General features: G+C 62.1%; 20 protein-coding genes. 4 read left to right on the plus strand and 16 right to left on the minus strand.

Annotated elements, in window-relative coordinates; translation table 11 throughout:
- Positions 1-18: 18 nt before the first annotated feature.
- From ONR75_RS25240 to ONR75_RS25305, 14 genes are all read right to left on the minus strand, one after another.
- On the minus strand, positions 19-741 hold the full coding sequence (locus tag ONR75_RS25240) for a glycosyltransferase family 2 protein (protein WP_265079663.1): 723 nt from the start codon (positions 739-741) through the stop codon (positions 19-21).
- A 30-nt stretch (positions 742-771) separates the two neighbouring features.
- Entirely contained in the window at positions 772-1,641 is an 870-nt protein-coding gene (rfbA, locus tag ONR75_RS25245) for a glucose-1-phosphate thymidylyltransferase RfbA (RefSeq protein ID WP_265079664.1), read from the minus strand.
- 14 nt (positions 1,642-1,655) lie between these two features.
- Complete coding sequence (gene rfbD / locus ONR75_RS25250; RefSeq protein WP_265079665.1) at positions 1,656-2,543, minus strand: dTDP-4-dehydrorhamnose reductase; 888 nt, start codon at positions 2,541-2,543, stop codon at positions 1,656-1,658.
- Positions 2,544-2,550: 7 nt separating this feature from the next.
- Positions 2,551-3,600: a dTDP-glucose 4,6-dehydratase gene (gene rfbB / locus ONR75_RS25255; RefSeq protein ID WP_265079666.1), complete on the minus strand. Its 1,050-nt coding sequence runs from the start codon at positions 3,598-3,600 to the stop codon at positions 2,551-2,553.
- A gap of 3 nt (positions 3,601-3,603) precedes the next feature.
- On the minus strand, positions 3,604-4,074 hold the full coding sequence (rfbC, locus tag ONR75_RS25260) for a dTDP-4-dehydrorhamnose 3,5-epimerase (protein ID WP_320109657.1): 471 nt from the start codon (positions 4,072-4,074) through the stop codon (positions 3,604-3,606).
- A gap of 279 nt (positions 4,075-4,353) precedes the next feature.
- Positions 4,354-5,877, minus strand: a complete 1,524-nt coding sequence (locus ONR75_RS25265) for a hypothetical protein (RefSeq protein ID WP_265079667.1) — start codon at positions 5,875-5,877, stop codon at positions 4,354-4,356.
- 61 nt (positions 5,878-5,938) lie between these two features.
- Entirely contained in the window at positions 5,939-7,936 is a 1,998-nt protein-coding gene (locus ONR75_RS25270) for a hypothetical protein (RefSeq protein WP_265079668.1), read from the minus strand.
- Between the two features lie 28 nt (positions 7,937-7,964).
- On the minus strand, positions 7,965-8,351 hold the full coding sequence (locus ONR75_RS25275; protein ID WP_265079669.1) for a GtrA family protein: 387 nt from the start codon (positions 8,349-8,351) through the stop codon (positions 7,965-7,967).
- Complete coding sequence (locus tag ONR75_RS25280) at positions 8,348-9,661, minus strand: NAD(P)/FAD-dependent oxidoreductase (RefSeq protein ID WP_265079670.1); 1,314 nt, start codon at positions 9,659-9,661, stop codon at positions 8,348-8,350. The genes ONR75_RS25275 and ONR75_RS25280 overlap by 4 nt, the downstream gene beginning before the upstream one ends.
- Positions 9,662-9,671: 10 nt before the next feature.
- Complete coding sequence (locus ONR75_RS25285; RefSeq protein WP_265079671.1) at positions 9,672-9,932, minus strand: hypothetical protein; 261 nt, start codon at positions 9,930-9,932, stop codon at positions 9,672-9,674.
- 5 nt (positions 9,933-9,937) lie between these two features.
- Entirely contained in the window at positions 9,938-10,600 is a 663-nt protein-coding gene (locus ONR75_RS25290) for an NAD-dependent epimerase/dehydratase family protein (RefSeq protein ID WP_265079672.1), read from the minus strand.
- Between the two features lie 3 nt (positions 10,601-10,603).
- On the minus strand, positions 10,604-11,356 hold the full coding sequence (locus ONR75_RS25295) for an SDR family NAD(P)-dependent oxidoreductase (protein WP_265079673.1): 753 nt from the start codon (positions 11,354-11,356) through the stop codon (positions 10,604-10,606).
- Positions 11,353-12,621 (minus strand): FAD-binding oxidoreductase, encoded by a 1,269-nt coding sequence (locus ONR75_RS25300; RefSeq protein ID WP_265079674.1) that lies wholly within the window; start codon positions 12,619-12,621, stop codon positions 11,353-11,355. The genes ONR75_RS25295 and ONR75_RS25300 overlap by 4 nt, the downstream gene beginning before the upstream one ends.
- Before the next feature lie 56 nt (positions 12,622-12,677).
- Positions 12,678-14,108 (minus strand): UbiA family prenyltransferase, encoded by a 1,431-nt coding sequence (locus ONR75_RS25305; protein WP_265079675.1) that lies wholly within the window; start codon positions 14,106-14,108, stop codon positions 12,678-12,680.
- Positions 14,109-14,446: 338 nt separating this feature from the next.
- Here ONR75_RS25305 and ONR75_RS25310 point away from each other — a divergent pair, with 338 nt between their 5' ends.
- From ONR75_RS25310 to ONR75_RS25325, 4 genes are all read left to right on the plus strand, one after another.
- Positions 14,447-16,600, plus strand: a complete 2,154-nt coding sequence (locus tag ONR75_RS25310; protein ID WP_265079676.1) for a glycosyltransferase family 2 protein — start codon at positions 14,447-14,449, stop codon at positions 16,598-16,600.
- Between the two features lie 222 nt (positions 16,601-16,822).
- Positions 16,823-17,665 carry an ABC transporter permease gene (locus ONR75_RS25315; RefSeq protein WP_265079677.1) on the plus strand — a complete coding sequence of 281 codons (843 nt, stop codon included), beginning with the start codon at positions 16,823-16,825 and terminating at the stop codon, positions 17,663-17,665.
- A 14-nt stretch (positions 17,666-17,679) separates the two neighbouring features.
- Positions 17,680-18,453 carry an ABC transporter ATP-binding protein gene (locus ONR75_RS25320; protein ID WP_265079678.1) on the plus strand — a complete coding sequence of 258 codons (774 nt, stop codon included), beginning with the start codon at positions 17,680-17,682 and terminating at the stop codon, positions 18,451-18,453.
- A gap of 18 nt (positions 18,454-18,471) precedes the next feature.
- Entirely contained in the window at positions 18,472-19,461 is a 990-nt protein-coding gene (locus ONR75_RS25325) for a rhamnan synthesis F family protein (RefSeq protein ID WP_265079679.1), read from the plus strand.
- A 22-nt stretch (positions 19,462-19,483) separates the two neighbouring features.
- On the opposite strand, the gene ONR75_RS25330 is transcribed toward ONR75_RS25325, so the two are convergent.
- Complete coding sequence (locus tag ONR75_RS25330; RefSeq protein ID WP_265079680.1) at positions 19,484-20,413, minus strand: glycosyltransferase family 2 protein; 930 nt, start codon at positions 20,411-20,413, stop codon at positions 19,484-19,486.
- Between the two features lie 35 nt (positions 20,414-20,448).
- Positions 20,449-21,279 (minus strand): epimerase, encoded by an 831-nt coding sequence (locus ONR75_RS25335; RefSeq protein WP_320109658.1) that lies wholly within the window; start codon positions 21,277-21,279, stop codon positions 20,449-20,451.
- Positions 21,280-21,370 lie beyond the last annotated feature (91 nt).

Below are 21,370 nucleotides of genomic sequence, written 5' to 3' on the forward strand. Positions count from 1 at the left end.
TCTCGATAGTCCCGATGCTTACGTCGCGCAGGATGTAATTGTAAAAAATCGCTTGAAGAAATTGAGCAGATACTTACCCGGGAAGTCGAACAGCACCTTGCTGATCCGCAGATTGCTCTCCTCGTCGCCATAGAATGCCGGCATCGAGACGTCGCGCACGGTAGCTCGGACGATGCTGAGCCGAAACAGCATATCCGACTCGAAAAAATAACGCGCGGCAAGCTTTTCCAGATCGAGCAGCTTCAACGTCGATTTGTGTATCGCAGTGAAGCCGTTCGTCGGGTCCATAATGTTCCAGTAGCCGGTCGAGATCTTGTTGACGAACGATAGTGCGGAATTGCCCAACACCCTTACGAACGGCATTTGACGCAGGTCCTCTATATTGAAGAACCGGTTTCCCTTGGTGTAGTCGGCGCGGCGCGCCACGATGGGCGCAATCAGGGAAGCGATCTGCAATGGATCCATTTGGCCGTCGCCATCGACCTTGACGACGATATCGACGTCGTCAGCTAGGGCAGCACGATACCCCGAAACGACGGCACCGCCAACGCCCCGATTGACCTGATGCTGAATGACGCGGACATTAGCGGACGGAAAATGCTCCGCCACAAGGGCACCCGACCCTTCGGGACATAGGTCATCGACGACATAGATCATGTCGACGACCGGGAGCGTTCGCTCGACGACATCGATGATGTGCTTGCTAACTCGAAAGCAAGGGATGACAGCCGCGACTTTCATTTCTTACCTTTTAGCGAGACCCGGCATTGCCTAGCTCGTCGCAGCCAGCCCGAGCACATATTTCGCGTAGTCGCTCTTTCCCAGCGCTTCGCCCAGCTTCGCCAGCTGCGCGCGATCGATATAGCCTTGGTTGAAGGCCACCTCTTCCGGGCAAGCGATGCGAAACCCCTGGCGGCGTTCCAGCGTGGCGACGAATTCAGCGGCTTCCAGCAGGCTGTCCGGCGTGCCGGTGTCCAGCCACGTGAAGCCGCGGCCCATCTTCTGAACGCCGAGTTCGCCGCGCTCCAGATAGACCCGGTTGAGGTCGGTGATCTCGAGCTCGCCGCGCGCAGAGGGCTTGATCTTGGCGGCGATGTCGACCACCTGCTGGTCGTAGAAATACAGACCCGTCACGGCAAAGTTCGATTTTGGCTGCAGCGGCTTCTCCTCGATAGAGGTCGCCTGCCCTTCGGCGTCGAAAGCCACCACGCCGTAGCGCTCGGGATCTGCCACATGGTAGGCAAACACCGTAGCGCCTGAGCGGCGCGCGGTGGCGCTGGCCATCAGGTCCGGCAGGCCGTGGCCGAAGAAGATGTTATCGCCGAGGATCAGCGCGGAAGGCCCGCCCTCGACGAACTTGGCGCCGATGATGAACGCTTGCGCCAGGCCCTCGGGTTTCGGCTGCTCGGCATAGGATAACGACAGACCCCAGCGGTTTCCGTCGCCCAAGAGCGCCTGGAACAGCGGCAGGTCGTGTGGCGTCGAGATGATCAGGATCTCGCGGATCCCCGCCAGCATCAGGGTGCTCAGCGGATAGTAGATCATTGGCTTGTCATAGACGGGCAGCAGCTGCTTCGAGGTGACCAGCGTCATCGGATAAAGCCGCGTGCCACTGCCTCCGGCCAGAATGATGCCCTTCAATATCCTACCCTCGTCTACGATTGCAGGAGACGATCCAAGCAATTCGAAAGGGACGTTTCCAACGATTGCAGCCGGATGTCAAACACATCCGCCAGCCGGGCCGTCGCCAGCCGCGAATTGGCCGGCCGGGCCGCCGGCGTCGGATAATCTGCCGTGGTGATGGGATCGACCGGCACGGAACAGCCGCCCCGCACCGCCGACTGCCGCACGATCTCGCGGGCAAAGCCGCACCAGCTCAGGGCATCAGGACCGGCGAGATGGGTAACCCCGGCATGGTCGGGACGCCATCCTGCCCCGGCAATCTGCGCAGCGATCGCCAGCGTCGCCTCGGCAAGGTCCGGCGCATAGGTGGGGCAACCGATTTGGTCGTCCACCACCCGCAGCCGGCCGCGTTCGGCGGCCAGCCGCAACATGGTGCGGACAAAGTTGGCGCCAAACGGCGCATAAACCCAGGCGGTGCGCAGCACGACGTGCCGCGGATTGGCGGCGGCCACCGCCAGTTCGCCGGCCAGCTTGGACGCGCCGTAGACCCCCTGTGGTGCAACGGGATCGCTCTCCAGATAGGCTTCGGGTTTACGGCCGTCATAGACGTAATCGGTCGAGAAATGGATGATGGGCGCGCCGCACGTCGCAGCTGCAGCGGCCACGGCGCCGGCGCCGTCGCGGTTGATGGCAAAGGCCTGCCCGGGTTCGGACTCGGCCTTGTCGACGGCGGTATAGGCCGCCGGGTTGACCACCACGTCGGGCCGGAACACGGCCAGCGCTCGCTCGACCGAGGCCGGATCCCGCAAGTCGATATCGGCGCGGCTGCTGCTGCCGAACACGATGTCGGCGCGGCCGGCCGCCGCCTCGCGCAGCGAGCGGGCGACCTGGCCCTCGCGGCCGATTACATAGAGTCGCATGCGGACCTCATGCCTTGACGAGGCCGAGGCGCTCGCCGCCATAGACCTTCTGGCGCAGCGGCTCCCACCAGTGGGCATTGTCGAGATACCAGCGCACCGTCTTCTCGATGCCGGTCTCAAACGTCTCCTGGGCGCGCCAGCCGAGCTCGTTTTCCAGTTTGCTGGCGTCGATGGCGTAGCGCTGGTCGTGGCCGGGCCGGTCGGTGACGAAGGAGATCAGATCGTGGTGCGAGGAGTTGGCCGGGCGCAGCTCGTCCATCCAGGTGCAGATTTGCTCGACAACGTCGAGGTTCTTGCGCTCGTTTCGGCCGCCGATGTTGTAGGTCTCGCCGGGCACGCCCTTCGAAAGTATGACGCCGAGCGCACGCGCGTGGTCCTCGACATACAGCCAGTCGCGCACGTTGGAGCCGTCGCCATAGACCGGCAGCGTCTTGCGATCCAGCGCGTTGAGGATCACCAGCGGGATCAGCTTTTCCGGGAAGTGATACGGCCCGTAATTGTTCGAGCAGTTCGACACGATCACCGGCATGCCATAGGTGCGGTGCCAGGCCTTGGCGAGGTGGTCGGACGCCGCCTTGGTGGCCGAATAGGGCGAGGAAGGGTCGTAGGGCGTCGTCTCGGTGAACAGGCCGTCGGCGCCCAGCGAGCCGTATACCTCGTCGGTGGAGACGTGGATGAAGCGGAAGTCGGTGGCGTTGTTCGCGCGCGTCTTGAGATAGCTGCGCGCGGCTTCCAGCAGGGCGAAGGTGCCCATCACGTTGGTCTGCACGAACACGTCGGAGCCGGAGATCGAGCGATCCACATGGCTCTCGGCGGCGAGATGCACCACCGCATCGGGCTGGTATTTCGCGAAGATCGCATTGACCGCAACCGCGTCGCAGATGTCGTGCTTCTCGAATACATAGCGCGGGCTGGAGGCCACCGGCGCCAGCGACGCCAGATTGCCCGCATAGGTCATCTTGTCGAGCACGACCACGTCGTAGCCGAGGTCGGCGATGAAATGACGGCAGACGGCCGACCCGATAAAGCCGGCGCCACCGGTCACGAGAACCCGCATCTACTACTCCTGACGCATGTATTCGAAAGCCGGCGGCGCATCCGCCAACTTCGGCTGTTTCCGATCCTTTTCCGACAGAATGACCTCGGCGGCCGAAATCCGCCAATCGATGCCCAGTGCCGGGTCGTCCCAAGCGATGCCCCGGTCGCATTCCGGCGCGTAATAGTCAGTCACCTTGTAGATGACTTCGCAGTCATCCTCCAGCGTCAGATAACCGTGGGCGAAGCCCGGCGGCACCCAGAGCTGGCTCCAGTTGTCCGCCGACAGTTCCGCCGTCACGTGGCGGCCATAGCTGGGCGAGCCCACGCGGATATCCACCGCGACGTCGAGAATGGCGCCGCGGGTGCAGCGTACCAGCTTGCCTTGGGCATGCGGCGGCGTTTGAAAATGCAGGCCGCGCAGCACGCCTTTTTGCATCGAACGGACATGGTTGTCCTGCACGAACGGCCCGGTCAGGCCGTGCCCGGCGAACACGTCGGTGCGAAAGGTCTCTGAAAAAAGCCGCGGGCGTCGCCGTGCCTTTTGGCGTGGCCAGCCAGATATCGGGAATTTCGAGCTTTTCGATCAGCATTCTTCGCTTCCCTGGGCCATCGGCCGGTTGGCCTAGATTTTGTGGAAACCATCGCCGCGCAGCGCTCTGAACCATCAGCCACCGGCTGCCACATAGCCTTACAAGCCTTTGTCGCGGTCAGTCAATTTGGCAAAGACGCGACACCTTTCAAGTTTCGCACGCCCAGTCCGCGCCGTCGTCCTTCAAAGGAGCCGCCGCCCGGACAAGCCGGCCGCGAGGGCCAGTGCCATGCCCAGCCCGAGCACGACCGGAGCCAGGTTCATGATGGCCAGTTTGGTCCGCTCAACGGCTGCATGCGATCGCCCGCGCAGCACCGTGCGCTCCAGCAGCGCTTTCTCATCGCTGTCCGCCGGGCGGATGGTCCGCGGCAACGCCATGCGGATCGTGGGATCGGACAGCAGCGAGGCCAAACGGTCAGCACTCGGATACGGGATCGCCAGCATGGTCTTGTTCTGCAGCGCGGCAATATCGCCGGTCCGCAGGTAGGCCGCGACATTGGCCTCCTGCTCCCGGCTCTGCGCGGCTTTCTCTATAACGTTCGGAAAGGTGGTCCGCGCCATGTCCAGCATGAGGCCGCCAAAGGTCATCGCGAGCCAGCCCACTGTGACCAGAAAAACCACCCACTGTTTACCGATGGAGCGCACGCGCGCAGCGAAAAACAGCAAGATAGCGAAGTTTAGCGGCATCGCCATGATCGTGATGTCGAGATAGCGCGACGAATTCGGCGCCACAGCGCGACCGTAGGACAGTGAAAGGATCTGCCCGAACCACCAGACGACAATACTGAGGATCACCCAGTGCTGCGAGGTCCGCGCCGGCCGCGCAGCCAAAACGAAACAAGCATAGGCAACCAACGGCACGTTCGTCAGGAGTGCGATCCATGAGCCGGCACGCGGATACTGCAGGCAAGCGAGCAATGCCGTCCACAGTTCGCGGATGTCATGGGCCTTCAGGCCGTCGTGACCGACGATGTGAGGAACATAGGCGATCATCACCGCAGACATCCCGAGCAAGATGGCGGCGCCGGCATATTCCTTGCTGCCCTGACGCACCCGCAGCAGCAACTGCAGCGCCACGATCGCCAGCGCCGCGGCACCGATGAGCGCGCCCGATGCCATCGAGAAGAAAGCCGCCGACGCGCAGGCAACGCCGAGCCACCAGCGGACGCTGAATGCGGCGGCGACGGCAAAGCCGGACAGCGCCAGAATAGAGAAAATCAGCAATAGATAGAACTGGCTCTGAAAACCGGCCAGCAGGTTTTCCCAGCCGATCGGCAGGACGAACAGCACTGCGGTGAACACCACCAAAGCGATCAACTGAGCAGGGCGAAGGATCCGCTGCAGCGCGAACACGACGAGAAGGATAGCCGCCACATGCAACGCGGCGTTGACCATCATCTGCAGGATCGGGTCCCAACCGCCGTCGAGTTCGAACAACGCCAGCGAGAGCACGCGCGTCAGAAAAATGCGATGCTCGTTGTGAGAGGCAAACAACGCCGACCACGAGAGGCTGGAGTTGAGATAGGCCTTGTACAGGCTATCGGCTTCCGCATCCCACTGATCCCAGTAAGGCAGCGCCGAACCGAAATAACGGATAAACAGCATCTTCGCGCCAAACACGATCAGCGCGAGCGCGACAAGCGCCAGCGCCTTTTCGAACAATGCCTTCAACGCGGCATGCCTCGTCGCGACCGGCAGCGTATTCATTGTATCTCCCAGAGACCGAAACTCGCGCGGTCAGCAGTTCGTCATAGCAAGACGCCGCTCGTCATCGAGCCGCATAGCCTTTCCCGAACGAAGCTTTCCAAGTCGCATTGCCCGGCGCGTTCAGGATATCCGTATCCACTTCAGCGAATGAAATCATCACCTTTGATCTGTATGCCCAGGATTGCCGCCAGTTAGCGACAATCTCGAACGCCAGCGGGCGCGTACCGTCTTCAGCCGCCGCCCCCTCGTAAATCTGCAGAAACATGTTTGCGGACTTGACCGTCGGAACGAGGATGACCCCATCCCGGGCCATGCCCGGAATCAACCTGTAATTTTCGGCCCGTCCGTCTTTATACAACGCACGCAGCACGATGGAAGGCGGCTTCAGGACCAGCTCGGCGAACCGACCCAGCGGGCTGTACTGCACGTCGATCCCGACAAATAGCGGCTTTGTCGACGTCGGAACATCGATCCACTCGCCAAGCGTTGCCTGGCGGACGATCGGTGCGCTCAGGAGATCCGGAAGTGGTTGCGATCGTCTGCGCAGCACAAGCAAATCGTGGCTGCTCCCGAACGGTTCGTAGCGCTGCAGCAACAGCGGCCATAGCGTACCCTCCGCGGAAGCGGGATGGCGGCCGTCGATCGATCCCGGCGCAAAATAGACGAACTCTGGTGCTTTTGGCGACAGATAGAAATCGCGGTTTCGCTGAATGAGCGATGGCGTATAGGTCGTGTATTCCTGGATCGTCGGCCGCGGCCGATAGTTGAGTTGCGCTGCGATCACCTCGCTCTGCCGCGACGGGATGATGTCCACGCTGCCGCTCACCACCGGCAGCTTCGCGGAAGCATGCAACTGATCGCGGGCCGCCGCGAATTGCCGTTCCTTGTCGGCCATCCAGCCGCGCGGTCCGCTCGCAAAATCAACGACGCTCTCGAGGGTCGCGATCGAACGCCCGGCAATGGCGACAGGGTTAAGAACGTTCCACGGCATCTTCAGAACGTACGGCGCATAGAGATATAAAAAGCAGATGAACAGAAGCAATTCAAACGGACGATGCTTCGACTTAACAGGCTCGCTTGCCAATGCTACGGCCGGAATCGCCAGAAATAGCCCGGTCCACGAAATCAGTGAATGGGCGTCGTGACGAACGAAACCGGCTTTCGTCAAAAGAGAAAGATAGCCAATCAGCAGCAGCAGGTGCGCGACTGCCGTCGCGCGGGCTGGCCCGCGGACCTTTATGTTGGGCCAGGCCGCCACCGCAGCGACCACGACAACGGCGAAACTGGAGACACCCCACATCCAGATCGCATCCGGCGCGCCGTCGATGCTCATGCCGGCTGAATAACCTTGCGACACTTCAAGGGAGGCCTGCAAATAGGCGGGCAAGCCGGTCAGCGGCTGGCCAGCGGCCACAAAAAACGCAGCGGCGCAGATGAGAAACAATACGGTCTTGTAGGGAATCTTACGACGAGTCACGGACAGCATGTCGATCAGCACGAACACCGGCAGGGCGAGCACCCCTACCGAGAACTTTGCCATGGCAAAGCCCGCGATGACCACGATCGACGCCACCATCAGCGGCAGGCTCGACCGGCGCGAGACGTACAGATAACCGGATGCGAACACGAAGAAGAGCATCAGGCCGTCGCGCAGCAGACGCTCCGCCATGAGAATTAGGCCGAACATAAACATCCCGGCCAGCACACGTCGTCCACCCACCTGAAACAGCGACGCCACAATCTTCCTTAACTGGATGGCGAAGATAACAAGCCAGAGGCAATCCAGAGCGATAATCGCCGGAGCAATCCGATGCGGATATAGACGGTGATAGAAACTCGACAGGGGGCCGGAGGTAAAAACGATCTCCGAGCCAAAGGCGGCGCCCTTCTCGACAGCATTAGAAACTGCATAGATCCAGGAAGCATCCAGGCCGGCGCTCGGAAACCCGAAAGCCGCCGGCCGGATGCACGCAGCGGATACCACGCCTATGACGAGCGTGAGTAGCAGTCCGCCCACAGATGATCCGAAATTCGAGAAACGATCGCGCCGCAAGGGCATGGAACTTTCCTTGAAAGTGCAAAGCGAACTATCGAAACGTAAACTTCTTGTGCCCGAAATAGCTCGTCGCGATCGGGCTGACAACGCCGACGACGTGGGCAATCAGGTCCTTCTGCCAGACTATGCCGAGCCACGGCAACACCCACTCGGCGAGCCCGACGCTGACAATCCAGACCTGCGCGAGCGCGAAGAGATTGACCAGCACGAAGCGCATCGCTTCGCTTTGGAGCTGACGATCCGACCGTGCGAACACAAAGTGTCGCGTGAGACCGAACGCGACGGCCATCCCGATAAGATAGGCGATGACGACCGCGATCTCGAAACGGATGAACGAGGACAGCAGCCAGCGGGACAGAATGTTGACCGCCGCTGCGACGCCGCCGGCCAGCGCAAAGCGGATGAACTCGCGGTTCACAAGCGCGCGCCTTGCGATGCCAATGCGGGCTCACCAGCCTGCTCGGCCATACGCCGCCCCAGCCGGATGCTTTCCGCGACGCCACGGTCTTCCGGGTAGTAATAGCAGGTATCGGCGATCTGCAGCCCGGCAATCGGCGTCTGCACGGGCGGCAGCTTGTCAGCGAAATGCGGCTCGCAGATCGGCTGGGCGTGTTTGAGACGGCCCACTTTGGCGTCCAGCAGATCGGCATCAGTGATCGCCGGATTGACGCGCTTGATGTAGCCGAACGCCTCGTCGATGAACTGCTGGTCGGTCCATTGCCACTTCGGCTGGGTCACCGGCATGTAATACGGCACGTAGACGATGGTATCGCCGACGCGGCGCAGATTGGAGAACTCGATCAGGCCGGGAATCTCGATGTCGTCGGCGACGATGTTGAGCCAAAAATGCGGCGTCACGGATTTGCGCAGCTTGAACAGCAGGCAGACCACGCCGATGTTCTTGATATCGGCGTACTTGTCCTGCCAGTCCTGCGGCAGGTCCGGCACCAGGCGATTGACCAGCGGCACAGGTACGGTGGAGATCACCGCGTCGGCTGCGAACTCGCGGCCGCCGGCGCGCACAGCGATGACGCGGCCGTCCTGTACGATGACCTGTTCGGCCGGTGTGCCCAAATGGATGCGCCCGCCCTTGCGGCGGATGTCATCGGCGATGGCTTCGACCAGCGTCTCCGAGCCGCCGTCGATATAGCCGAGTTGTTCCTGGAAGATCGACTTTCGCGAGTTGCCGATGCGCTTAATGCGCGTCGCGATCCACGACGCCGCGACCTCGTCGGCATATTCGTAGAACTTCAGTTCCTGCAGCCGCTTCCACAACTTGTTATAGACCGACACGCCGGAGCCGCCCTCGATCCATTTTCGCGAGGTCAGGTGCTCGATGCGATCGAAGTTCTTCGACTTGGTGGTCAGGAACATCTGCAGCCCGGTCTTGATCTTCTCCATCAAAGTGAGGTGCGGGTAGGTCAGCAGCGAGATGGGATCGCCCCATTTGTGCACGCGGCCATGGGTGTAATACGCCATCGACGTATTCACCCAGCGCATGCGGTCGCCAATGCCGAGGTCCTTCATCAGCGCGAAGGTCGGCGCATCCGACTTGCAGACGAAGTGGTAGAAGCGCTCGATCGAGACGCCGGAAAAATCGATATGCGCGGCCATGCCGCCGGCCTTGGTGTCGGCCTCGATCAGGTCGACCTCGTGGCCCAGGGTCACCGCGCGCTGCGCGGCGGCGAGGCCCATGGGGCCTGCTCCCAACACAACGATGCGGCTCATGGCAAAACTCCTAGAAAGACAGGATGATCTTCGAATGGTCGGGATGCAGATAGGTCTCGCTCAGCGCCTGGCGCAAAGGCGTCGAGGCGACGCCGAACTCGCCGGGCCAGTCGATCACTGGAAATGTCTCCGGAATCACCAGCGCTTCGAGCTGCCCGGTGGTGAACGGCGGCTTCTTGTCGATGAGGGCATAGACCCACAGCAGCGCCCAGAACAGCGCATAGGGAATATGCACGATTTTCGCGCGCGGCTTGACGATGTCGTGAATCATGCCGATCAGGCCGCCGTAGGAAATTTTTCGAGGCCGGAGATGTCGAAGGTGCCGGTCTTGCGCTGCTCGATGGACGCCACGATGATCGAGACGAGATCGCCGACATACAGCGGCTGCCGCGTGAAATTGCCGTCGGCGGGAATGGGAAACACAGGCGCCTTTTCCATGAAGCGACGCAGCCAGCCGAGGTGCTTGCGATCGAACCAGCCGAACATCAGCGTCGGCCGCAGCGTCACGTGCGAGATGGTGCAGGCGTCGAACAGTTTTTCCTGCGTCGTCTTGGTACGCGTGTAGAAATCATCGGCCGAGGAATTGACCACCGACGACGAGATTCCCACCACGTAGGGCACGGCATCCGCGTGTGCCGCAGCCAGAATATGCTCGGTGGCGGTGACGTTGTTGGCAACGAACTCGTCGAGGAACAAGCCACCGATCTGCGCCTGGTTGACGACCACCGTATCGGCGCCGGCAAAACACTCCGCCCAGGCACCCGGCACCGCGAGATCCGCCTCGATCATCGTCACGTCGGGATGCGCCTGGCGGAACAGCGCGACGTTGGCCGCGTGCTTGTCGATGCCAACCAGTTCGAAATCCGGCCGCGCCTTCAGCCGCGCCACCAGGTTCTGCCCGACCAGGCCCGCGGCCCCGGTGATGACGATCTTTCGCATGACCTAGAAATTCATCTTGTTGAAGATGGCGGCCGGAATGTTGCGGATGATCGCCATGATCAGCCACCAGCGGCCGGGCGCATAGACCACCGGGCCGCCGCTGTCGGCGGCCTTGCGCACCACCGCGGCGACCGCCTCGGGCGTCGCCCACATCGGGCCGCCCTTGGCCATGCCCGCGGTCATGGCGGTATCGGTCGGGCCGGGCTTGACGATGACGACGCGGGGGCCGACGCTGCGGAAGCGGTGGCTGATGCCCTGCACCAGCACGGCGAGGCCGGCCTTGGCGGCGCCATAGACATAGTTGGAGCGCCGGCCGCGGTCGCCCGCCACAGAGCCCAGCACCACCAGCGAGCCCCTGCCCTGCACTTCCAAGAGGTTGGCGACGGCCAGCATCCAGGCGGCAGCGGAGCGGAAATTGACGTCGATGATGGCCAGCGCGGCAGCCGCGTCGCGGTCGGCGAGCGCCTGATCGCCAAGCACGCCATAGGCCAGTAGGACGTGGTCCAGCCCGCCCAGTTTCGCGACCATGCCGGCCAGCGTGGCGGCGGCGTCGGGGTCGGTGAAGTCGATGTCGAAAATCTCGGTGGCGGCAGCCCCGCGCGCCGTTAGGTCGGCGGCGATAGCGGTCAGCCGTTCGGCGTTCCGGCCGGCAAGCCCGATCATCGCGCCCTCGGCAGCGTACAATCGCGCAGTCGCCTGAGCAATGCCGGAACCGGCACCCAGGATCAGTACACGGAGCGGATTTGGCGTCATCATGGGGTCATCCGCCGCCAGAATGTCGATGACATCCCGGGGTCCAAGTGCGTTGTGAATTGGTCCAGCGCCGGATAGCCAGCCCTGAACATCGCTGGCGGCAAACGACCGTCCTTGGCCGGGTAAAGACGGCCACCGGCTTGTCGGACAATCGCGTCGAGTCTGTCAAGCAGCCACAGGGTCGGCCCACCTTTATTGGCAAAATCCAGCGCCAGGGTGGTGCCCTGCCGGGGGAACGACAGCAGGCCGGGCGACGCGACGTCGCCGAAGGTCTTCAACACAGCGAGAAAGGAGCCCTGCCCGGCGTCGGCGATGGTCCGCAACATCTCCGCCGTGGCGTCAGCAGCAACCGATGGCGGCACCACGCTCTGGTACTGGTAAAAGCCGCGTGAGCCATACAGCCGGTTCCAGCCACCGATGGCGTCGAGCGGGTAGAAGAACGGGTCGTAGGACACGGTGGCCTGCCGGGCGCGGCCGGCGAGACGGAAATAGACCTCGTTGAAAGCCGCAATTGACAGCCGGTTGAGCAGGAAGCCCGGGGCGTCGATGGGCACGCTGGGGCCGCCGGGCGGCTTAACGCGGAGCTCGCCGTCGCTGGCATGGCGGGCCCGGGTGAAGATGCCGCGGCCGAGCTTGTCGCCCTGGGCCAGGCAGTCGATCCACGCCACGGTGTAATCGTGGCTGGCGTCGCTTTCCCCAGACAGGGCGAAGAATTCGCCGAGGTTGCCAAACGGGACGGTCTCCACGGCCATGTTCGAACTGGCAATCGGCGCCAGTTGCAGTGTCGCGCGGGTCATAACTCCGGTAAGGCCGAGACCGCCCACCGTGGCTGCAAACAGGCCGGTGGCATCGTCATCGGCGACGAAGCACGCGCTGCCGTCGCTGCGCAGCAGGCTCACGCTGCGGATCCAGCGCCCGAACGAGCCGGCGCGATGGTGGTTCTTGCCGTGCACGTCGTTGGCGATGGCACCACCCAAGGTAACAAATTTGGTGCCGGGGGTGACCGGCAGGAAAAAGCCGGCAGGAATAGCCAGCTTCAGGATCGCCGACAGACTGACCCCGGCCTCGGCTTCGAGCAGGCCAGTGGTGCGGTCGAAGCGGACGAAACGGTCAAGCCCGGTCATCTCGACCAGGGCGCCGCCGTCGTTGATGCAACTGTCGCCGTAAGAACGTCGCAAGCCACCGGCAAGCACGCCGTGAGGCAGTTCGGCACCCTGCCGCATCAGCGGCGGAAGTTCGTCGGGAAAAGCCGGTTGCGCGACGCGCATCGGCGTCCGCGGGGTTCGCCCCCACGAAACAAGGTCGGTGCGCGTGATGAAGCCGCTCACAGCGCCAACAGGATGGCGACGGCAACGAAAATGCCGAGACCGAGACTGACATTGTCGCGCAGCGCAAAAGCAACCGGATCGTCGGTCATGCGGCCACGGTGCGACAATACCCAGATGCGGCAACTGAACAGGAAGATCGCGATCGGCGTCACCCAGAGCCACGCCGGGGTGTGATAGATCTGGCGCGCGAACACCTCCTCGACGAGATAGAGCACGACAATGACGATCGAGGCCATGGAAGCCGCACTGCCGAACGCCAGCGTCAGGCTCTCGTCGCCGGCCTGGTAGCCGCGGCCTTCCAGCTTCTGCAGGCCATGTTCTGCAGCGCGCAAGATCTCGGTGTGGCGCTTGGCCAGCGCAAGCGAGAAGAAGAAGAACATCGAAAACGTCAGCAGCCAGGCCGAAGGCACGAGATCCGCGGCGGCAATGCCGATCAGGATGCGGATGGTGAACAACAGCGCGATGACGAAGGTGTCGAACAGCGGTATCCTTTTCCACCCGAACGAATAGCCCAGCGTCACGGCCACATAGAACAGGAGGCAAAGCCCCGCCGCGGGGGCGACCAGCAGCGCGGCGATACAGGCCAGTGGCAGGATCGTGCCGACCACCATCAGGCCGTCGCGCACCGGGATCGCCCCTGACGCAAGGCCGCGGCGGCGCTTCGACCAATGCTTGCGGTCCGAGGCGAGGTCCGCCATGTCGTTGACGAGATAGGTCAGCGACGCGACCAGGCAGAGCAGCACGATCATCACGAGGGTTTGCAGCAATTCCTCCGGCGTGACGTCGCGCCAGCCCAGCGCCACCGGCACCAGCACGATCATGTTCTTGGCCCATTGGTGCGGGCGCAGCGCCTTCAGCCAGGCCGCGTGGCCATGAGGCTTATCGCCGAACGCGCGCTCGACCGGGGTTCCGCCGGCTTCGACGGCATCGATCAGCCACCGGCTCGACGACACCACCACGGCGGCTTTTGCACTGCGCCAGACCGGCAGATCAGCGGTGCTGTCGCCGGCATAAACGAAACCGCCGGGAAACTGTTGCAACAGCCGGTCGGCCTTGTTCTGCCCCTTCAGGTTGACGTCGCCGTCGGTGCCGTGCACGGACTTGAACAGCGGAAACCGGCTGGCTACCCGGCGGGCTATGATCTGGTCGGCCGCGGTCGCGAGATGAACCTCGCGGCCCGACTGGGTTTCCTCCTCGAGGTAGGCGAGCAGTTCCTCGCGGACGGGAAAACTGTCAATATCGGGTTGCGCGACGCGCGTCAGCCGCTGCTTGAAGGCGGAAATACCGTGCCGCAGCTCCAGCAACGCGAACAGGATGCGAAAGGGGCTGGCAAACAGTCCGGCGGCAAACGTCTCGAAAAGACTGTCGACCTTGAGGAAAGTGCCGTCGAGATCGACGATCAGCGGCAATTTTCGTGTCTCGGTCATCGCTCAATTGCACTCATTAGCTAGTACGTCTGGCAAAGAGCTAGTACGTCTGGCAAAGCGTGAGACACGTGGCAACTTTGGAATTTCCAGGAAAACCGACGAAGTCATCCGAAAATCGTCGCCATTACGCCTTAAATCGGTGTACGTGCAAAAGAGGCCCAGTGCAAACGTTCAACTGTCCCGCCGATGTCGCGGCAGCATCCGTGAACGAGACCAAGGCCACGCGCGGAAATAATCCTGTACAGAAGTAACCCCTTCGGACAAATTGGTTTTACCTTGTCACCTCTGAGGAAAACATTTGGTGGCGCGAATTTCCATCTCGATGAAGCAAGTAGTTGATGACAACCGATCCAGTTTTGGTGACCACGCGCGCAATGAACGAGGCCGGCTACCGGCATGATGCCGGCCGTACGGACGCGCAGTACCACAGTAACGACTACCGGGGCAATGTCCGCAACGTGGCAGATGCGTACGATAGCGATCAAAAAGCGATCGAAAACCTGCAGCGGGAATTGATGGAAGCCGAGGCAACAATCGCGCGGCTGCAGGAAGAAATCGACGCCATCACCCGATCGCCCGCTTGGCGAACGGCCCATTTGCTGCAATCCCTGACGGATAGGCTTCCACCAAACGTTCAACGGGTGTTATTTCGCATCGCCCAGTCCAGCTTTCGCATGGTGCGCTATCGGATACCCGCGCAAATCCGGGCTATTGCGGGACCCCGGCTGCTTGCAGTTCTCGGGCCGGCAGGTGCGGGGCATGTCGACCACATCGGCCAACATTACGGCCAGTGGGTCGAAGATTTCGATACGCTGACTGCGATCGACCGTGCAGAGATCGTTGCCCACATGGCCGCGTTTCAAACGACGCCGCTGATCTCGGTGGTCGTGCCGGTGTACGAAACCCCGGAGCCGATCCTTCGCGCGACGATCGAAAGCGTGATCGCGCAAATCTATCCGCATTGGGAATTATGTCTCGCGGATGACGCCTCGAAGGCGCCTCATGTCCGGAAAGTGCTGGAGGCCTACAGCCAGCAGGACAGTCGCATCAAATGCGCCTATCGCCCTGCCAACGGCCACATCTCCGCGGCAAGCAATTCCGCGCTGGCGCTGGCGACCGGCGAGTACATAGCCCTCCTCGACCACGACGACGTGCTTTCTGAGCACGCTCTTTACATGATCGCGGAAGCGATACAGCGACACCCGAATGCCGAGGTCTTTTATTCGGACGAAGACAAGCTGGATGCCCGCGGCAAAAGATGCGATCCACATTTCAAGCCCGACTGGAGTCCCGAACTGTTCTACGGGCAGAACTACCTCAACCACCTGACCGCCTATAAACGTGCCGCTGTGGAACGAGCCGGCGGCTTTCGCGAAGGATTTGAAGGCAGCCAAGACTACGATCTGGCACTCCGGGTGATCTCCGCGACCCAGGCGCAGATCGTTCATATCCCCTACATTCTCTATCACTGGCGCATCTTCGAAGGGGCCGGAACCATGTCGTCCACAAACCTTCGCAAGGCGACGGCCACCGCGCGGCAGGCGCTCACCGAGTATTTTTCAGGCTTCGGCACGAAGGTCACCGTCAAGGACGTGTTGGGAAGCTTCCACCGTATCGTCCGGCCGGACCCGCAGCTATGGCCGAGGGTCTCGGTGATCGTGCCAACGCGCGATTATCTCGATGTGTTGCGCGTGGCCATCGACGGCCTTGAACACCAGACCGACTATCCCGACCTCGAGATCATCATTGCCGACAACGAAAGCACCCAGCCTGAGACGTTGGCGTATCTTTCCGCCGTGCAGGCACGGGGCATACGGGTCGTCGCGTGCCACGGCGCATTTAACTATTCCGATATCAACAACAAGGCAGCTGCATTCTCCACGGGAGAACTGGTGCTGCTTCTAAACAACGACATCTCGATGATCGATGCCGGATGGCTCAAGGAGATGGTCCGGTATTTTTCCGATCCGGAAATCGGCATCGTCGGACCCAAGCTGCTCTACCCGGACGGAACGTTGCAGCACGCCGGTGTCGTGCTGGGGATCGGAGGTGTGGCCGGTCATCGCTACGCCAGGACAGCCGGTGACGAATCCGGCAGCTTTGGACGATTGGCCCTCGCGCAGGACGTAAGTGCCGTAACTGGCGCCTGCCTTCTTATTCGCCGGGCACTGTTTCAGAAGCTGGGCGGCCTCGACGCGGTTAACCTGGCGGTCGCGTTCAACGATATCGATCTCTGTATGAGGGTGCGGGCGGCGGGCTATCGTATCATCTGGACGCCCTATGCGGTTCTTGCACATCACGAGTCCAAATCGCGCGGCCTCGATATCAGCGGCGAAAAACAGGAACGCTTCCAGCTTGAGTCGCGATTCATGCGTCGCAAATGGGGTAATCGGCTGATCTACGACCGGTTTTACAATCCCAACCTGTCGCTGAAGTCCATCACGCCCGCACTTGCGCGCCCACCACGCTTGCGCAAGCCCTGGAAGGCCTGACTCCGACGAATGAGCGCCTGCAGCGGACCCCGCTGCGCGGGATCCCGAACGCTTATCGAGAAGCCTACGGGCGCCAATACGGCGGAATTGTGCGCTCTGCACGGAGGAAACCGCCGTTGACAGGAACGCCGAGATAGGGTGTTCCTTTGCTCGAATTCAAGCACTGTGAACGAAGCCGCGATCGCTGCGGCGGTTATACGTCAATCTTCAGATCGGCCACCGTTGAAAACCAGCCTCGACAGCAACTTTTTCGATCAGACCAACGCACGCGAACCGCGGAGCGCTGCGGCGGTCGCGTGGGCCGATGCGATCGAGGGTTTTTCGCTGTGGCGGCTGTGGGTTACCCTGGGATGGAACGACATCCTACAGCGCTACCGGCGCTCGATCCTTGGACCGTTCTGGCTCACGGCGAGCATGGCGATCATGGTGATAGCGCTCGGCGTGCTTTACGCCGAACTGTTCAAAATGCAGATCCGCGAGTTCTTGCCGTTCCTCTGCGTTGGCCTGCTGGTGTGGAATCTGCTGTCGGGATTTTTGGGGGAAGCCGGAGCGCTATTTACCGGCTCGGAATCATACATAAAGCAGATTCGGCTGCCATATTCGGTCTATGTCTACCGCTCGACTTGGAGCAAGTTCGTCATCTTCGCGCATAACTTTGTGATCTATTTCGGCGTGCTGCTGTACTTCCAGTTCTGGCCTGGCGCGGTGATGCTGCTGGCGATCCCCGGCATTATCCTGGTGCTGATCAACGGTGCACTGGCCAACCTGTGCATCGGCATCATCTCCGCGCGGTTCCGCGACGTGCCGCAGGTGGTGACCTCGGTGGTGCAGATCGTGTTCTTCGTCACGCCGATCTTCTGGAAGCCGGAGCTGCTACAAAGGCGCGCCTATCTTGCCGATCTCAACCCATTCTACCATCTCATCGAGATCGTCCGCGCACCGCTGCTGGGCCAGATTCCGACGGGCAAACATTATCTCGCCGTGCTGCTGATCACGCTGGTCAATCTGGTTGTCGCCAGCGTGTTCTTTACGCGTTTCCGCGCCCGCATCGCCTACTGGGTCTGATCATGAACGCGCCCTTGTCCGTTTCCATCCGGAATGCCGAGCTGACGCTTCGCAACGTCAACGTCTCCTTCCCCATCTATCACGGCGGCTCCCGCTCGCTGAAGAAGAGCCTGCTGTTCCGCGGATCCGGCGGCCACATGGCGGCGGACGCCAGCCACCGCATCATCGTGCAGGCCCTGCGCGACGTCTCGCTGCAGTTCGTCGCCGGCGACCGCGTCGCGCTGATCGGCTCCAATGGCGCCGGCAAGACGACCCTGCTGCGCGTGATGGCTGGCGTCTACGAGCCCGTCACCGGCACCGTGGAAAGTCGCGGCCGGATTTCGCCGATGTTCGATATCGGCCTCGGCATCGACAACGAGATCAGCGGCTACGACAACATCCGCCTGCGCGGCATGATCCTCGGCCTGTCGCGCGACGAGATCGAGGAACGGATGGCGGATATCGCCGAGTTCACCGCGCTCGGCGACTATCTCGACGTTCCCGTGCGCACCTATTCGTCGGGCATGATGACGCGGCTGACCTTTGCGGTGGCAACCTGCTTCGCGCCGGAAATCCTGTTGATGGATGAATGGATCATGGCCGGCGACGCCAGCTTCCTGACGAAGGCGCAGCATCGCGTACAATCCTTCGTGGAAAAGGCCAGCATCATGGTGCTGGCGTCGCACAGCATCGAGACCTGCCGCAAATTCTGTAACCAGGGCATCTGGATGGACCAGGGCCAGATCAGGGCGTCCGGCCCGATTGACCAAGTGCTCGACGCCTACTCTGCCGAAGCGGGCGTGGCTTAACTCGGAGACCGCAGCGCGATGGATCGCCTCAGGGACGTCGTTCGCGCAGGGCGTCGGCTGTACCTGCCGGTCCAGGATTGGGCGATTGGCCTGTTCGGCACATTCGCCCGGCGCGGCAGCTACGTTCGCGAACGGATCGAAGGCGACGATCCGCTTCGCGACGCACCACGGGCGGCCGTTTACGTGCACTTTGACAAAGTCGGTATCGTGCACGATTACGTCGTGCATCAACTATGCGAACTGGTCGGCGCCGGTTACCGGATCACCTTCGTCTCCAACGCCCCCGATCTTCCCGCCGAAAGCCGCACGCGCGTGCAGCCCCTCTGCAAGGAGCTGATCTGGCGCTTCAATACCGGCTACGACTTCGGCGCCTACAAGGACGGCATCGCGTCCATCGCGGGTCTCGACCAGTTAGACAGCCTAATCCTGATGAACGACAGCGTCTACGGGCCGTTCTGGAATCTGCGTGACACGCTGGCAAAGATCGACGTCGCGACGACGGATTTCTGGGGCATCGCCGACAGCTTCGAGAACCGCTATCATATCCAGACGTTCTTCATGGTGTTCATGCCAAACGCGCTGCGGTCGACAGCCTTCAAGGATTTCTGGAGCCGCCTGCTTTATATCGATCACCGGATGTGGGTAATTCGCAACGCCGAGGTCAGGCTGACGCAGGTCCTGCAGGAAGCGCAGCTCAGGACCGGCGTGCTCGCGCCTTACGGCGCTGTCGCGGCGACAGCCAGGGAACGGCTGGCGCGCCAGACGCCTCCAGAATTCAAGCGCGCCGCCTTCGAGCGGTTTTGTGCGCACGTCATGAAGGACGGCGTCGTCAATCCCACGCAATTTTTCTGGGACGTGCTGATCACCGACTACGCCTGCCCGTTCATCAAGCGCGACCTGCTGACCTCGAACCCGAACAACGTGCCGGGTACCTCGCGCTGGCCAGAGATCATCGCCGCGCACAGCAGCTACGACGTTGGCATGATTGCGCGCCACCTGCAGCGGTGACGGCAAGACCTGCTAGACTAGTCTAGATCTTCCCGAACAACGCGCCGACCGACAGCCCGATATTCTCCACTATGCTTTGGCGATATACGCCGGACTTCCAGATCAGCCACAGCCGCATCGGCCACGCTGCACGACGGGCCTTCGCGTAAAGATCGACCACGCCTGCATTTTCCGGAGTCAACACATCGCGCATCCGGTCGAGAACCTGCAGGTTGACCTCGTTCCACGACACCACGCGGCCATTGGCGAAAGCGGTCAGGCGCAGCATGCGCGCGCGCCAGCCGATATTGGCGCCGACAATGTTCTGGCCATGCTGGCGGTACTTCAGGCTTGGCCACGGATCGTAATGCGCGTCTCCGCCGATGCCGGTCACCACCTGATAGGTCCACCAGTCGTGCGACACCAGCTCGGCATCGACCGGCGTCGCCAGCAATGCCGCGCGCGCGCTGCGGTTGAATACCATGGTGTTGCCGCCGCCGATGTTCTGAACCAGCGCATTGCGGAAGGTCGGCGGACGCACGAACAGCGGCGCAAATCCGGCCGCCGTGCCGTCGCCATGAATCAATTCGGTGCGCGAGAAATACAGCGCCGGCGATGGCGCGGCGCGCTGCGCGAACCAATCGACGGCCCTGGCAAGTTTCTCGGGAAACCAGATGTCATCCTGATCGCTATAGGCAAACAGCTCGCCCTCGATCGCCTCGCTGCGCACCAGCGCGACGAAATTCTGCCAGAAGCCCTTTTGCGGGCCGGGCACGATCACCACGCGCTGCGAAACGGTGGCGGCGAAGCGTTCGACGATGCCCACGGTGTCATCGCTGGAGCCATCGTCGGACACCAACAGTTCCCAGTTGCCAAAGGTCTGTGCACGAAACGACTCGAGTTGTGGCTGCAGGAATTTCGCGCCGTTGCGGGTGGCCAGCAGGATGACGACTGTTGGGTACTGGGAAGACAATGCGAAATCATTCCTGATGCGGCAGTGGGTGTCCGTCAGCAGTGTCTAGACCATTTTCCGGCAGCGGGAAATCGGCCCTCAGATGGCCGCGGATGGCTTCCCGGCCCCGAAGTCGGGGCGGAAGCCGCGCGGCGACCAGCCGAAATCGGCCACCGCCGGCGCGACGTCGAACAGCATGTCCTTGGCCATGCGGTTACCCATTGCCACATTGGCGTTGGGGAAGAACGGCCGGGCCAAAGCAAATGCGATCCGCCACATCCATGGCGGCGCCGAAAGATGCGGCGCGGCCGGCCGAGCGCGTCGAACACCCGCCCCGCCATCTCGCGGTAACTCAGGGTCTCGCCGCCGGGCAGCGCATAGATCTTGTTGGCGGCCGCAGCACTCGCCGCCGCCCGCAACGCCCCGATCGCCAGGTCCTGCGCATGCACTGGTTGCCGCAGGCCGGCGCCGCTGCCCATCAGCGGCAGCACGCCGAACCTTCCGATCAGCCGTGCCAGACGCGACACGTTACCGTCTCTGCCTTCGGCATAGATCAACGTGGGCCGTAAAATTGTCCAGCCGATGCCGAGCCGCTCGCAGGTTGCGATCAGCCGTCGTTCGCCATCGGCAAGTCGCTGCAGCAACTCACGCTCGGCAGGGATTTCCGACTCGATCTTGGTGACGATGCTGGTGGAAGTGAAAGCGACGACGCGCTTCAAGGAAGCCGACATGAGATACGGCAAGGCATCGGCCAGCAGTCCGATCTCCGCGGTACAATAGATGACACTTACGTCAGCCGCCGACAAATTCTGCGGCATACTCAGATCACCACGGATCCACCGGACGCCGACACTCTGCCGGGACGCGCGCGACAGCGCCAGCGGCATATGGCCGGCCCTGACCAGTTGCTCGACGATGTAACCGCCTACGATCCCTGTGCCGCCAACCACCAGATCCTGCATTTCGATTGGCTCGCTC

The sequence above is a fragment of the Rhodopseudomonas sp. P2A-2r genome, assembly GCF_026015985.1.
In the GTDB taxonomy this organism is placed as follows: domain Bacteria; phylum Pseudomonadota; class Alphaproteobacteria; order Rhizobiales; family Xanthobacteraceae; genus Tardiphaga.

Bases quoted from the DNA above. Each gene is read 5' to 3' on its own strand.
- rfbB (WP_265079666.1), bottom strand. From the start codon at position 3,600: ATGCGGGTTCTCGTGACCGGTGGCGCCGGCTTTATCGGGTCGGCCGTC.
- ONR75_RS25285 (WP_265079671.1), bottom strand. From the start codon at position 9,932: ATGATTCACGACATCGTCAAGCCGCGCGCGAAAATCGTGCATATTCCC.
- ONR75_RS25295 (WP_265079673.1), bottom strand. From the start codon at position 11,356: ATGATGACGCCAAATCCGCTCCGTGTACTGATCCTGGGTGCCGGTTCC.
- rfbD (WP_265079665.1), bottom strand. From the start codon at position 2,543: ATGCGACTCTATGTAATCGGCCGCGAGGGCCAGGTCGCCCGCTCGCTG.
- ONR75_RS25310 (WP_265079676.1), top strand. From the start codon at position 14,447: ATGACAACCGATCCAGTTTTGGTGACCACGCGCGCAATGAACGAGGCC.
- ONR75_RS25270 (WP_265079668.1), bottom strand. From the start codon at position 7,936: ATGCCCTTGCGGCGCGATCGTTTCTCGAATTTCGGATCATCTGTGGGC.
- ONR75_RS25325 (WP_265079679.1), top strand. From the start codon at position 18,472: ATGGATCGCCTCAGGGACGTCGTTCGCGCAGGGCGTCGGCTGTACCTG.
- ONR75_RS25265 (WP_265079667.1), bottom strand. From the start codon at position 5,877: ATGAATACGCTGCCGGTCGCGACGAGGCATGCCGCGTTGAAGGCATTG.
- ONR75_RS25240 (WP_265079663.1), bottom strand. From the start codon at position 741: ATGAAAGTCGCGGCTGTCATCCCTTGCTTTCGAGTTAGCAAGCACATC.
- ONR75_RS25305 (WP_265079675.1), bottom strand. From the start codon at position 14,108: ATGACCGAGACACGAAAATTGCCGCTGATCGTCGATCTCGACGGCACT.
- ONR75_RS25300 (WP_265079674.1), bottom strand. From the start codon at position 12,621: ATGCGCGTCGCGCAACCGGCTTTTCCCGACGAACTTCCGCCGCTGATG.
- ONR75_RS25290 (WP_265079672.1), bottom strand. From the start codon at position 10,600: ATGCGAAAGATCGTCATCACCGGGGCCGCGGGCCTGGTCGGGCAGAAC.
- ONR75_RS25280 (WP_265079670.1), bottom strand. From the start codon at position 9,661: ATGAGCCGCATCGTTGTGTTGGGAGCAGGCCCCATGGGCCTCGCCGCC.
- ONR75_RS25335 (WP_320109658.1), bottom strand. From the start codon at position 21,279: ATGCCGCTGGCGCTGTCGCGCGCGTCCCGGCAGAGTGTCGGCGTCCGG.